A 13,981-nucleotide genomic window follows, 5' to 3' on the forward strand; every position below is an offset into this window, starting at 1 on the left:
CAGAGGTCGCCAGTTCGAACCCAGTCTTTCACCCTTTTATAACCCGCTCATTTTGAGTGGTTTTTTTTGTTTTTATGTCTTGTCTTGAAAAATTGTGTGAAAAGGTATCTTGGAATTAGATGTTTTTGTTTTAGTTGTATAACTACTTGACACTTAAAGCCTAATTTTAAAGACCTCTGGTTAAGAAATAGGATTGTTCTTTAAAGAGAATTGAATAAGTTTAGTCACCAATCAAACTAAAAATTCTAAAAATAATTATTGAAATTATTCCAATAATTATTTTTATTGCTAAAGTTAATAGTTCTCCTAATTAGAGTTTTTTACAAATTAAAATATCAATAATTAAGTTTTTTTTGATTTAGTAGTTTTAATAAGTAGTTCTGATCAAACTCATCTTTATTTAATAAACGTCTATTTATTAAATCACAAACCTCAGTATAAATAGAAAGGCCAATAACTGGGAGTAAATCTTCAATATTGGTAATATGTGTAAAATTTTCATAAATGTTAAGAATATCATTAATAACCAACGATCTACTTTCTATTCTTATTTGTAATTGTTTTTCTAATGATATTTCCAATAATAAATTATCACTATTCATACGCAGGACGTATATAAATATATTAGCAAGAGTAACATTACTAATAGCATCTTCTACTCCTTTGCCTGTTTCATACGCATATTCAGCATCATAAGAAATATCAGCTTCAGCTGTAATTAATGAGTTTTTATATTTTATATTTGGGTTTTTGAGAATACTTTCAACTTGTTTAAGAAAGTTTTTTTTAAGTGATTCGGAATGTGAAAATATGCCATAAAATAGCATAGTAATTACTTCATGAATTTGATCACTCTGTATTCTTGAATATTCTTTCTTAGTTAGATTTTCGTTGTTAAATGTTCGCAAAAATGTTTCCATTAAATGAGGGTGATTAGTTTCAAATAGATATAAATCCTCATTCATTAGTATTGGAATTGTTTTGGAATAATCCCATTGGTAATACTCAAAAATTGTAAATAAAAGTTGCCAATATTCATCTTCATAAAAAGGCATAGTTGACAAAAGTACTTCTATAATAATGGCTCTTTTGATAAAATCTAAATCAGAAAATCCATTTTCAACTAAAAAATCAAGAAAGTGTTTTTTATTGAAAGATTGAACTGGGAGTTCAGAAATTGCAAGAAGTATCTGAGAGACATCATTTGGATATTCTTTTATAAAATGATCGTCTTTAAAAGACTTATATTCACTCTCTATGACTTCAGATGTTAATTGAAACAATAATGTTTCGAACTTATAAAAGTTGTATTTTATGTTTGAAAACTTTGTGCTTTCCATTGCAACAATAATTTTGGAGGCATTTAGGAAGTCTTTTTTATCAATGAACTCTTTAAGTCTAGTTTTTATAAAAATAATAAACTCTTCATTGTTTGGTATTTCAAAATATGTTTGTTCTTCAAATTCAATAATAGTATCAAATAAAAAGCTATAAAGTATTGGGTCGTTGCAAGATATTAAAGAAGAGATTGCAAATTCTTTGGTCAGGCTTAACTCTTTTAAGAAAGGCTCATTTTCTTCTAAGTCATCATCCATATTTTTAATTATACGCCTTATTAAATTCACTTTTTCTTTAATATAAGATGAACTAATTATAGCTACATAACGTTTTGAAACAGTAAGTTTGAATAAGTAATAACTAAGAGTAAATACGTAAGACATCATTTTACTATGAATTGATGTTTTACCAAAATGTTCACTATATTTTTGTTCTAGTTGAGAAGAGAAACTATCACATATAGCTTTATAATTTATTCTTTCTTCAACAACTAAAACAACTTTCTCAATATAGTTGTACATATTCTGTTCAAAATAATTCTGAGAATTAAGTTCTTGAGATTCATTATTAAATATGTTTAACCTATGTAGTATATGGCTAAGTATTTTTTTATGCTTTAATAGAAGTTCTGGAGTAGAAAAATTTAATAACATATCTAAATAGTCGTAAGTTATAATGGAGGCATAGAAATGATCATCAGTTTCTTCATTCTTTTTCTTATTTAGCTTCAAAAGATACTGTAAAACTTTACTCAAAGAAGTAATAACTAAATCATCTTCTACACCTTTTAATAGTTTGATAAGATCAGCCAAATAATCAACATAGGTAATTTTATAATCTTCTAAATCTATAGAGATAATTTCTTCTAATCTTAGAGATATTTCTTTGGCAAAGAATTTCTTTGATGAAGGCGATAATTTATAGAATATCTTTCTGATAGAATCATAATTACTGCTAGTCCAAAATGGATCATTATCTACACTTTTATAAGATTCGATGATGAATGATAAATCATTTTTAGTAACAAAAGTGTTGATAAGTTTATGATCACACTCAGCTAATAGCATGTAATAGGCATAGAGATAATAATCAAGAGTTGTTGTACTGTGTGTGGTTAGCAGTAATTGTAAACTGTCTGTGATTAACTTTTTTCGATTGTGTTTCAAAGTTAATAATCCAAAAAGTAATATAGTGACATTCCAAAAAAAATGATCTGTTATTAGGTAGCAAATAGCTTCATCTGTGAGTTCGCTTTCTTCTAAATACTGTGCAGCTAAAAATTCTTGAAAGGTAACAGTATCAAAACTAAATTGCCATTGATATGGATGCTTAGAAGATCTAGTTTTTGAGCCAAGTCCAAGTGCAGAAAGATAATCTGCAATTTTAATGAGTTCACTATCATAAGTTTCTTCACAAACATATTTCTTTTGAATTAGCATATCAAAAGCAAACTTATTAACTCGCCTTTTAAATTTGTATGAAATTGAAAGTTTTACATCTTTCTTATGCGCATATTCTGTAATCCAAGAATAGACTTCAAGTTGTAGTCCATATACAGATTGGATACTGGAGAGTATGTCTTTAGGGTTTTTAGCTGTTATATAAATAAAACAGATATATGATAGCATTAGTGGATTATGTGCATAATCACTTAATACTTGATTGTTTTTGATGGTATTTAATAATAGCTCACTAGATCGGTTGGAGTATTTTTTCTTTGATACAATTGCATTGATGTATTGTTTAATTCTGGTGCTGTTGAGGCCATCTATTTGGTAAGATAAATCAAAAATAACATCATGAGCAAGAATACCATAGGGTCTTGAAAGCAAGATGTAATTATAGTTTTGAACGACATCTAGCAGTTTTTTTTTATTTTTTTTTGGAAGCTCATCGAAGCCATCTAGGACAAGTTGGTATCTATCGAACTGTTCTATAAAAGTAGAAAGAGATTGATCACTAATAATTAGTTCCGAGAAATAAGTTTCCTTGAGATAAGATAATAAAAAATCAGATTCGTTAAAGTTGACATCTCTTAACTGAAAATAAAATAATGTTTTTTGTTCAGGAAGATTATTTGCAGAATTATAACATAGCCATCTTGCAAAGGTAGATTTTCCAACACCTGGATTTCCTGTAATTACAATTTTTCCAATTGTATTTAATATATTATATGCAGCTTGATTTTCTTTAGAATCAGCACCAAAAAACTCCCCTTGGTTGTTAGAAGTCTTATAATACGAGTTCTCTTTTTCTAATTGAAGTAAACTATCTCTATTTTTCATATTTTCCAAAGAGAGATAAGATAATTGGATGAAGTAATGCTTCATTGGAAGCGAGCCAATTATATTATCGAAATCTCCATTAATATGAATACTATTAAATCTGGTATTGTTTAAGTATACTTTACTTAGGCTTTCTAAAATAATTTCTGTAGATGTCTCTTGTGAGCCAATTGCATTTAAATCTTGGAGTGTTTCTTTAGCATGATTAATATCAAAATCTAATAAAATTTTTAATAGTGCTATGCTTCCATGTTTACGAATTGATTGTGTGCTACCACTTAAAAAACCAGCTATGGATTTAAAATCATCATCTTTACTATCATCTTTGATAGCTTTGATAGTTTTGATAGTGGTTCCTGAAAAATAGCGAAGAATTGCATCATCATGCTTTTTGTCATAGGCATTAGATTCAAGATATGCTAGTAAACATTTGCGAGATGAACCTCTAGTGGGTTTTGCTAAATAGGTTAGAATTTGCTGTTTTTTAGCTTCGTTATAGGCTTTTAAAATTCCGCTAGAATTCATGACGGTAGGATGTTTAGTTTTTAGTTTCTAATAATGCTTCAAAATGTTTACGATCAAATTTTTCTTTTAGTATTAATCGTTGTTGAATTAATTGCAATAGTTCTGCATATAGCTGTTCACCTAAAATTGGTTCAAATACTTCTATATCATTCATATTGATACCATACTCTTTGCTTTCTGCAAATTTGATGAGTGTTTCAAAGACGTGGATTTTGGCATCCTCATATCTTCTAAACTGCTTTTGAAAATCTATGTTTTTAAGAAAATCTTCTTTAATCGGGGAATAATAGTTGAATAGGATGATGGCTAAAGGAGTATCAAAATCTTCTAGTTCATCAACGGAAGTTTCACAATATTCATGGATAGGTGGGGCTGTTAATATTTTTTCTATGATAGGGAAAACTTCTTTTTTATTATAACCCTCATAGTTTTTCACTAAATATAGTATTCGAGTTATTATAGTCAAAATTTCATAAAACTCAAGTGATAAAGTTAAAGATGAAAAGTTGATATTCTTTTTAAACGTTTCAATAAAAATGTATATGATTTTTGAATAATTAGATTTAAATAAAGATAATTTTTCATTACTAAAGAATCTAACTATGAGTCCTGTATCCCAGTTTTGTTTCTTGAAAACTAGAAGTAACAAATCCCAGTATTTTTCTTCATAAAAAATAAAATTACTGGTTAATACTATTAAGGTATTTTGCAGTATTTCATTATCCAAAATCAGTTTTTTCTCAATTAAAAAAAAATAGTCAATAAAAATCTTTTTTTCATAACTTTCTTTCGACAGATAAGTAAACTGAAAAAGAGTAGTTTCCAATTCTTTATTATTACGTGGAAGTTCAGTACTTTGGTCTATGAGTTTTTTGAATAGAATTGATAAATTGTCTTTGAATATATAGAAACAAAACTGTGTATTCGGCACACGCCCCATTAAAAATAATAACTCATAGATAGCATTTGGTTCAAATTCTTTAATGACAGAGTCAAATTTATAGTTAATATAATCTATATATGCTTTTTCGTTAGGAATTCGAGAATATACATCAGCATTTGATTTTATTAGTATTTTATCAAGTGATTGGAAAAGTTTCTTATCATCTAAATTAATAAGAACTTCAATAAACATTTCTGCAAAGTAGTTTTCCGAATAATAAGGTTCTTGGTCTTGAATTTCATTATTCAAAATATAATGGATGATAAAGTTGACTACAATAGAAATTTGTCTTTCTTCTATAGATGTATACGTGTTTTTTTGGACAGTAGCACCAAAAAGAAACTCAGTAATCTTAAATAGATTAATGAAAAAAATAGTATTCTCTTTGGAGTTCTCCTCATCTTCCTTTTTTAAATCTTGACACATCAAAAGTATATCTGAAATACTATGTTTAGCAATTAATTTTTCAATAACACTATTCAAAATATCTATGTTATTGTGCTCTAGTCGATACATGTCTAATAATTCAGCTTTGTATTGAATTATAATTTTTTCAGAAACAGAATTTATAGGGAAGAAAAGTGTTGATAGTAGCTCTCTTGCCCAAGTTTCGTGATTAGAATTATTTTCATATTCATTACTAGCCTCTTGATTATCAAAAATGTCATATTCACCATATTCTTCAAGTAATGTTTTTGATTTGTAAAAGTACTCAGTAACCTTATTTTTTATTAAAATTAATACCTCTATGAGATTATGTGCTAAGTCTTCATTTTCATATTGAATACCAATTTTTAATAAGTCTGTAAGGTGAAAATAGTTTTCAAAATTAAAATACTCTTTTTGTAGTTCTATGTTGAGTTTTCGGAGTTCAGTAGTTAATACTTTTGCATAAGTATTATGAAAATGATGCGGTAATTTATACATGATTTTTTCAACAGATTCTAATATTACATCATTCCATATATTGTCGAAATATATATTTTTATTAAATTTAATTAGACGATTTATATCCTCTTCCTTTACAATAACCCTAACAACTTCCCGATTACATTCTGCCAATAACATATAATATGCATATCCATAAAATATGCTAGCATCCTCTTGAGCATATTTTTCATAAATGTATTCTAGAAGTTGTATCAATTCCTGTTTCCTATCACTAGTGTTTTCAGAAAATTGTTCTTCCTTAGACAACATTCCCACAATCATAATGCATAAGTTCCAAAAGAAAGAATCTTCTACTAAGTATACAATGGCTTCATGATTGAGTTTTTTGCTTTCAAGATATTGAGCACACAGAAACTCTTGAAAAGTAATTGTGTTAAATGAAAATTTCCAATCTAAGCTATGTTCTTTTATCATTTGGCAGTTTCCTAATCCAGCAGCTGCCAGAAATTTTGCCGTTGCTAAATAATTCTTTTTGTCTGTGGATGTTCCTGTATAGCTAAATTTCTTGTTAATAAGCATTAAATATGCAAACTCATTCACATCAGATTGAACTTGACTTAATGAATCTTCATGAATGTTTCCTTTTTTTATATTTTCCTTTAAAATCCAATCAAACACTTTTTCCTGTAAATCATAAACGGATTCAATAGATGAAAGTTCTTTTTTTACATCATTATCATCATTTACCGTAAAAATTAGAACGATATATGATAACATTAAAGGCGTACTTGCGTAATCTTTCAATACTTTGTTTTGCTCAATTAAGTCTTGAAGTTGTTTTATTTTTTTTGGTTCATGAACCAATTTATAAATATAATTTTCGATACAGTTACTGTTAAAACCATCAATTTGAACTGAGAAATCATAAATTAATTTGTGATTTAATAAGCCATAAGGACGAGACAACACTATAAAGCTCATCTCACCAATTTGTAATAATAAATTGGTTCGGTTGTCAGATGATATCTCATCATAACCATCGAGAAGAAGTTGAAAATTTATCAAATCAGACATAGATTCGACATTTCTTTTACTATTTTTAAAATAAAAATTGTTAATGTAATGCAGTAAGAAATCTTTTTGCTCAAAATTGAGATCTCGAAGTTGAATGTAAATAAGTGGTTTTTTATTAGCATCAGCCACGTGTTTATGTGCCCATTGATAACAAATCCATCGTGCATACGTAGATTTTCCAACCCCAGGATTACCACTAATAATTACTCTTTTATTGGCTAAAATACTTTCTGAAATATACCCTTGTGATAAATCTCCATCATAATATACATCTCGAATTCTATCTACTTTCGAAAACGAATATTCTTTTTCCAACCTTAGTAAACTTTCTCGATTGTGAAGATCTTGATAAGAAGTATAGGATAACTGAATATAGTAATCATCCATTGATAAAGAACCGACTTTATTTTCAGTATCTCCATTAATACGAATGCTGTTAAATAATATATTAGTTTTATAAACTTCTTTAATTCTTTGTATAACTTCATCAGAATTTAGCGATTTAGGACTACGTGTATCGACCTTATTTTTTATAGATTTACCAAATTCAATATCATAATCTAATAGAATTCGTAACAATCCTAAAGTGCCAAGTCTATTAGGCTTTCCTGCTTGATGCATTAATAATTCTGAGATAGCTTTAAAATACTTCTCATCATTTTCAGATTCAGTAATAACAGTTTCAATAGTATTAAAATTCTCATTCTTGAAATAAGCTAGTATAGTCAGATTTTGTTTTCTATCATAATATTCAGAGTTTAGATAGCTTATAAGACAATTTCTGACCGCACCACGGGTTGGTTTGAGCAAATAATTCAAAAGCCCTTTCTCTTTCGCTTCGTTATACGATTGTAAAATACTTATTAAGCTCATATTCCTATTAAATTTTTAAAAATTCAGACGAATTCAGACGAAATCGTACGCTTTCGGTCTCTTTCGTACACATTATATGGAAATCTTAGACTGTGCAGCATATTTGTGATGTACAAACGCATGCAGTACAAATAGTTAATGTTTAATCCATCAAGATCCGGATCATGATACAATACAGAAAGTATCATGAAAAAATCATGTATTTTAATTAGTCTATCGTTAACAATAACGATAGCAAGCTGCAAAAAAGAAAATTTAAACAGTGCAGGAAACGATCAAATTCAATTTTTAACCACAAAAACGGATTCAATACCAAACATTGATCCACCAAAGCCTCAAGTTCCAGGCGAACGAGTTGATCCCAATGGTGAAAATTAATTTCTCGGAAAGAGTGTCGAAAGGCACTCTTTTTTATTCTGCCTTGAAAGGAGGTATTGTACCTTCAGTATTCTCTCTATTAGCATTTTTATATTTTATGTATTTAGCTACTAGTTCTATAGAATTTTTTACCTTAAATTTAGTAAATAAATTCCGAATATGTACGGCAACTGTTTTGGGACTTATAAACAGTTTATCCGCAATCTCTTTGTGTGTTAAACCGTCGATGAGCGATTGAATCACTTCACATTCCCTTTTTGAGGCTTTCATCCAATTTTCTATTTCTAGCATTTCCGTAATATTCGGATCTACATAAATTTTATTATTCATTACATGGTCTATTGCCGTGTAGGTTTCTTCTACACCAAGCTGCTTGTCTAAGTACGCGTCAACATTACATTCATTAAAGAGACGATCGTAATGACTGATTCTTGTATGTTGTGTTAATACCATTATTTTGATACTTGGATATAATTCTTTTACTTTTTTAGCAATCATAAAACCGTCATAGGTGTTCGTTTCAAAATTTAAATCTAAAATAATGATGTCAACAGTGTATTGTTTCAATTGCTCAAGAGTACCATTAAAGTCACTTGCAATATAGATTGAGTCGACTTTTGAATATTGTTCAAGAAGCAATTTTAATCCTTGCGCAAATATTTGTGAGTCTTCGACGATTAGTATATTTATCAAAGATTTCATAACATATTTTCTTTTAAAGGAAATTTTACAGCAATAGAAGTTCCTGTGTGTGAGCTTTTAAGTGTAAATTTACCTAGTAATAATTGTACACGCTGTTTTATATTAAGTAGCCCTATGCCTTCTTTTTCATTATTTATATTAAAACCAATACCATTATCTTGTATGACAAATTGTAAGTATTTATCAAATAATTTCTCGTGTTTAATGTCTATTTGAGTTGCTTCCGAATGGCGTTCTACATTGCTTAAAATTTCCAATATAATACCATAAAAATTTGTTTGTGCAGTTAGTTGCATTTCATCCAATTCATCAGGAAGCGGTAATTGAACATTCACAAAAATTTTTCGATAGTATTGAAACTCTGAAAGCTGAGAAGTAATAATCTCTCTTAATGAAGTAGTATGTATTTTGTTTCCTAGCGGTGATAAACGATGAGAGATTAATCGAATCTCTTGGTTAATTTTTTTAATTTCTTTGATAATTGTTTCTCCTATTACTTTTGGTTTTTTTGAATTTGATAGTGCTAAAATTTTCAATCGTATACCATCATAACTCGTAGTAATAATATCGTGTAGATCTCTACTAATATTTTCTTTAATGACTTCTTGTCCTTGGTATATAGAAGCCAATCTCTTCATTTCCAGTTTTCTTTCTTTAGCTTTTTGTAACTGTTTTAAATAGAAATAAAAAAGAATTCCTAGTAGAATTAAAAATATACAGATGATAATGACTAAATTTTTAACTTCAAGATCTCTTTTTTGATTTCCTATAATATTTATGTTTTGTTGATTGCTAACAGATAATTCAGAAATTTTTTCCTGCTTTTGTTGACTTTCAAAACGTTCTTGCATTTCTTGAACAATCTGGGTTTGTTTTTCATTAAAAATGATTTTGTATAAATCAATATATTTATTCCTGAAGTCTAGTGCCTTTTTATAATTCTTTTTGATTTGATAGTAGGCTGATTTTAATTCATGATTTCTTAAAATAGCATCTTTATTTTGAGTTGTGTTTAAATAAAAACTACTGGAATCTAAATATTTTTTAGCATCATCTAAACGATTCTGTTTCAAAGAAATCAGTGCAAGCTCATTATATGTATTTGGCATTGACAAAGTATCTTTTTCTGATTTTTTTATAGCTAATGCGTTTTTATAATATTTTATTGCCTTTGGATACTCTTTACTTTCATAGTATGCACCGGCTAAGTTATTTACTATTTTTCCAATTTCTCTTTTATTGGGAAGTTGTTCTTGAAGTTGGAGCGCTCTTGTATAGTAAACGATAGCAGAGTCATGTTTTTTTAAATTTGTGTAGAGATTTGCCACTTTTGTTAGTGTAAAGGAAACTTGTAGTGTATCCTGTAGGCTACTATATAAATGAAGAGCTTCAAACTGATATTTTTTTGCCATTTCAAAATTGTTTTGTTCACGTTGAGCTGAAGCCAAAATACTACTTGCATAAGCTTTTCCAGAGAGATCTTTTATCAGATCAAAACCTTTATAGGATTTTAATAAATATTGAATGGCTATATCATATTTACCATCATTCTTAAATAATATTCCAGCTTTGGCGTATGTATTAAATTTCGCTTTAGAATCTGGCAAATGTTTATAAATATCCAGTGCCTTTTGGAGTTGTAAAAAATGATCGCTACTATTTTTTTCTTTTTTAGAGATTAGACAAATATTAAAGTAAGCGTCTGCAGCATGCTGAGAGGTAGCATCTGTCAAAATACTTTTTTCAAAATATTCTTTAGCATCGGTATACAAATTTTGTCGATAAAAAGTCAATCCGATTTGCAGATAAATATTACCAGTTTCTTTAGTTAGATTATTGTTTTTAGCAATTTTAAGTGCTTTATTATATTCACCTAGGGCGGCATCATAATTCTTAGTTCTTTTTAATGCTTTAGCTTTTTTTAGAAGTATTTCAATATTTTCTTTTTGTGAGATTGGTGTATAACTCCTTTCTGTACCAAATACAGTTACAACATATAAAAGGATTACACAGTAAGCTAATTTTTTTAATGATACTTTTAGCATATCTATATCTGGTTTGATGTAAATGAGATGGAAATACTAAAAATAAGAAAATACTTTCGTTTATTAAAAGTTAGTATATTGAATTATAAATAAAATCTTTAATCGAGCTCAGATCAACGTGCAAGAATTGAGATTTTATTCAAGAATTTCACGTAATGATCTATCATCAGAATACACAATGTCAATTAAATCTTTTGTAGTATCGGCAGTGCTAGTTTTGATTCTTAATATTCGGATGCTTGAATATCCTCTTCTTAGCTTTACAGTGTGTTCAAAGGCTTGCTTGTCTAAATTCTGTGTGCTGTTTTTTCGTGTATGGAAATCACAAGTAGGATTACTTAACAATAAATCGCCATTAAGATCTCTGATTATTCTAAAATGTTCTTTTAAATAAAACAAGTGTTCCCATTCATCTCCAGAGGAGTCTATTTCTTTTAAAATAAATGGATGTTGATTATCAGCATCAGCCTTAAAGATAGTAACTTGTAGTTGACCTAATTTTTCTATAATTTCAAGTGCTTTTAGTAACTCATTTTTATAAATTGGTGTGTCAATATTATCGTGTGATAAAGGATTCATCAGAATGTCTTTATGCTCTTTTAATTTTTCGAAAGGTATAAAATCTCCTTTTAACAATGACAGATTCTAATACTTTGGTTCTTATTGCTTTATAGATTTCTTTGACACCTTTGGAAATTTTTTCATGGTCTTTTTCTTTTTTTAATTTCCTATATTGGTCAATTAGTGGTCTAAAAAAGCGTTGAAGGTTTCCAACTTCTAAAGAAGATTTTTTTGAATCTTGAAATAGATACAGTTGATTTCTTATATCTTCTAGTCGATTATTTAAAGGTGTCGCAGTAACCAGCATTATTTTTTTCTTGTATCCACCATCATTTCCTTTTCGTTTTCGCGGAGTTTTACAAAGCTTTTGGAGTTGATGAAACATTTCAGACTCATCTGAACGAAATTTGTGTGCTTCATCTACTATGACTAGATCGTAGTCTTCTGGATGTTTGATTTTGTGTAAGTTTCCATTAGTAATGTATTTAATTCCAAGCACTTCGAAGTCACGTGCTGTTTTTCTCCATCCTTTTTCAAGTGCAGGAGGATGAATTACTAAGATTTTCGTTCTGTAACCATTAGAAAAGTAATATTTTTTTTGCAATGATAGTTGCAATGATGGTTTTTCCAAGTCCAACAACATCAGCCAGAATAAAACCATTATGTTTCATAAGTTTGGAATACCCATCATTTACTGCATCCATTTGGTAGGCAAGCTTCATGTATCTCTTAGGCAAGTCTGTAATAGATTCAGGATCATATTCAATACTTTTTCCAAAGTATTGTATCAGCAATTTTATGTAAATTTCAAATGGTGAAAAAGAATCGTTTAAATAGGTGTCTTTTTTTATAGAAGCTAATTCTGAGGGTAAAATATCAATTGCTTCTTTCCACAAGTCTTCAAATGTTTGACTAGCAAAAGCAACATCATCATAATCACGAAGTTCAACATTGAATTCAAAATTTCTATCCAATCCTGAAATACTTAGATTACTAGATCCTGTGATTACAGAACCACTATTATGCTCATTCCAATTTTCTGGCTTAAAAATATAAATTTTCGCATGAATGTTTTTATCAGGATGCGCTTTAATTTGAATTTTACCAGACGTAACATCTTCCACAAATTCGATAATACCTTCTTCTACACCTTTTTGATAATCAGCTTGTTGAATATCTTCTTTAAATTCCCTAATAAATTCTTCTCGTGTTATTTCTGTATTGAAGTTGAATTCTAAACCTTTACGAGCAGCTTCACTAATTAGGTGATCAACGTCAATACCTACTAAAATTCTGATTTGGTCAACATTTTGTAGATACTTCCTAATTTTAAAATAACCAGATGATCTAAAATAACCAACTAAAGCATCAAAAGAGTATACACTTGTATATTTGAAAATTCCATCAAATTTATTGATAAGTGTATTTTTGCAACTATTTGTGAAAAACTTTGTACCCATTAAAATAATTGCTAATTATGACTTTATTTACTGATTATTACTTGGTGATTTCCTTCTGAATAGTCAACCTTAATTTTTCAAGATTAATATCATGCTTATTATAATTTCGACTAACATAAAATTCTCGAAACGCGTTAGATGCAGGATTTACAACTAGGCTAAAATACAATTCATGAAGTTTAGTCCTTGCTTTATTTAATGAATCTCCGTAAACAGGTTCAAAAAAAGCAAAATTATTTGTAAGACACTCGGATATTATACATTTACATGGGAAAAGTTGCGCCATTTCTGGACGGTCTTTTTTATTATACATGTATAAGTCTTCTAATAATTCTAATCTAAATTCTAAATTAAATTGTTCTTTACCCTTCATTTTTGGAATAAAGCCTGAAATCTCAAAATATAATGAATCCCTAGTATTTAAAATTTTCCAAAAAGGAGTATCATTTCCAAATTTGGAATGTAATTCGTTAAACTTTTGTTTAATTTCTAAAGGTTTTTCTTTTGGGAAACACTTCTATCTTCATTTAACAAACTGTCAGGTTGTAAAACAATAGAAATTTCAGAACCATCTTCTATCAAGATTCGTTTTTTTGTTGCTCGGTCATATAAGTGACCAAATTTATGTATGACATCAATGGATTTCATAGATCTTTATTTATAATTATCAGGTACTTTTCACAATAAATAGGTGAAGAAATAATCTAAGTTTTCAAAATAATCAAATAAAATTTATATGGCATAGTTTTATTGGCTTTTTATTTCTAAAGTACTGTTTTGAAGCATAGAAATTAAGGTAAATTAAGGCATTTTCAGTACTCCCTATTTTACAAATATTTAATATTCATAATTTGAAAAGAGAGCTTTTTGTCTTGTGGTTCCAAAGGTCGCCAGTTCGAACCCGGT

Annotated in this window: 10 protein-coding genes; 1 reads left to right on the forward strand and 9 read right to left on the reverse strand. The window is 28.4% G+C overall.

The genetic code is table 11. From position 1 onward, the window contains the following. Positions 1 to 335: 335 nt before the first annotated feature. On the reverse strand, positions 336 to 4,148 hold the full coding sequence (locus ACRBBL_RS27005) for an NACHT domain-containing protein (RefSeq protein WP_431372224.1): 3,813 nt from the start codon (positions 4,146 to 4,148) through the stop codon (positions 336 to 338). A gap of 13 nt (positions 4,149 to 4,161) precedes the next feature. Then, a complete protein-coding gene (locus tag ACRBBL_RS27010) occupies positions 4,162 to 7,929 on the reverse strand; it encodes an NACHT domain-containing protein (protein ID WP_431372225.1) in 3,768 nt (1,255 codons plus the stop codon). Between the two features lie 186 nt (positions 7,930 to 8,115). On the opposite strand from ACRBBL_RS27010, the gene ACRBBL_RS27015 reads away from it, so the two are divergent. After that, the gene (locus ACRBBL_RS27015) at positions 8,116 to 8,307 is read left to right on the forward strand and encodes a hypothetical protein (protein WP_431372226.1); all 192 of its coding nucleotides are present in this window, start codon (positions 8,116 to 8,118) and stop codon (positions 8,305 to 8,307) included. A 33-nt stretch (positions 8,308 to 8,340) separates the two neighbouring features. Here the strand turns inward: ACRBBL_RS27015 and ACRBBL_RS27020 are convergent, their stop codons facing one another. The 7 genes from ACRBBL_RS27020 to ACRBBL_RS27050 form a co-directional block, all read right to left on the reverse strand. Further along, positions 8,341 to 9,009 (reverse strand): response regulator transcription factor, encoded by a 669-nt coding sequence (locus tag ACRBBL_RS27020; protein ID WP_431372227.1) that lies wholly within the window; start codon positions 9,007 to 9,009, stop codon positions 8,341 to 8,343. After that, positions 9,006 to 11,054, reverse strand: a complete 2,049-nt coding sequence (locus ACRBBL_RS27025) for a tetratricopeptide repeat-containing sensor histidine kinase (RefSeq protein WP_431372228.1) — start codon at positions 11,052 to 11,054, stop codon at positions 9,006 to 9,008. The genes ACRBBL_RS27020 and ACRBBL_RS27025 overlap by 4 nt, the downstream gene beginning before the upstream one ends. Before the next feature lie 135 nt (positions 11,055 to 11,189). Then, the gene (locus tag ACRBBL_RS27030; RefSeq protein WP_431372229.1) at positions 11,190 to 11,633 is read right to left on the reverse strand and encodes a hypothetical protein; all 444 of its coding nucleotides are present in this window, start codon (positions 11,631 to 11,633) and stop codon (positions 11,190 to 11,192) included. 10 nt (positions 11,634 to 11,643) lie between these two features. Continuing rightward, the gene (locus ACRBBL_RS27035; RefSeq protein WP_431372230.1) at positions 11,644 to 12,246 is read right to left on the reverse strand and encodes a hypothetical protein; all 603 of its coding nucleotides are present in this window, start codon (positions 12,244 to 12,246) and stop codon (positions 11,644 to 11,646) included. Beyond that, positions 12,194 to 13,075 (reverse strand): phospholipase D-like domain-containing protein, encoded by an 882-nt coding sequence (locus ACRBBL_RS27040; RefSeq protein WP_431372231.1) that lies wholly within the window; start codon positions 13,073 to 13,075, stop codon positions 12,194 to 12,196. Before ACRBBL_RS27040 ends, ACRBBL_RS27035 begins: the two co-directional genes overlap by 53 nt. A gap of 37 nt (positions 13,076 to 13,112) precedes the next feature. Next, entirely contained in the window at positions 13,113 to 13,448 is a 336-nt protein-coding gene (locus ACRBBL_RS27045; protein ID WP_431372232.1) for a hypothetical protein, read from the reverse strand. 116 nt (positions 13,449 to 13,564) lie between these two features. After that, complete coding sequence (locus tag ACRBBL_RS27050; RefSeq protein ID WP_431372233.1) at positions 13,565 to 13,723, reverse strand: hypothetical protein; 159 nt, start codon at positions 13,721 to 13,723, stop codon at positions 13,565 to 13,567. Positions 13,724 to 13,981 lie beyond the last annotated feature (258 nt).

The organism is Kordia sp., from assembly GCF_050633145.1.
GTDB lineage: Bacteria > Bacteroidota > Bacteroidia > Flavobacteriales > Flavobacteriaceae > Kordia.

Bases quoted from the DNA above. Each gene is read 5' to 3' on its own strand.
- ACRBBL_RS27005 (WP_431372224.1), bottom strand. From the start codon at position 4,148: ATGAATTCTAGCGGAATTTTAAAAGCCTATAACGAAGCTAAAAAACAG.
- ACRBBL_RS27010 (WP_431372225.1), bottom strand. From the start codon at position 7,929: ATGAGCTTAATAAGTATTTTACAATCGTATAACGAAGCGAAAGAGAAA.
- ACRBBL_RS27015 (WP_431372226.1), top strand. From the start codon at position 8,116: ATGAAAAAATCATGTATTTTAATTAGTCTATCGTTAACAATAACGATA.
- ACRBBL_RS27020 (WP_431372227.1), bottom strand. From the start codon at position 9,009: ATGAAATCTTTGATAAATATACTAATCGTCGAAGACTCACAAATATTT.
- ACRBBL_RS27025 (WP_431372228.1), bottom strand. From the start codon at position 11,054: ATGCTAAAAGTATCATTAAAAAAATTAGCTTACTGTGTAATCCTTTTA.
- ACRBBL_RS27030 (WP_431372229.1), bottom strand. From the start codon at position 11,633: ATGAATCCTTTATCACACGATAATATTGACACACCAATTTATAAAAAT.
- ACRBBL_RS27040 (WP_431372231.1), bottom strand. From the start codon at position 13,075: ATGGGTACAAAGTTTTTCACAAATAGTTGCAAAAATACACTTATCAAT.
- ACRBBL_RS27045 (WP_431372232.1), bottom strand. From the start codon at position 13,448: ATGAAGGGTAAAGAACAATTTAATTTAGAATTTAGATTAGAATTATTA.
- ACRBBL_RS27050 (WP_431372233.1), bottom strand. From the start codon at position 13,723: ATGAAATCCATTGATGTCATACATAAATTTGGTCACTTATATGACCGA.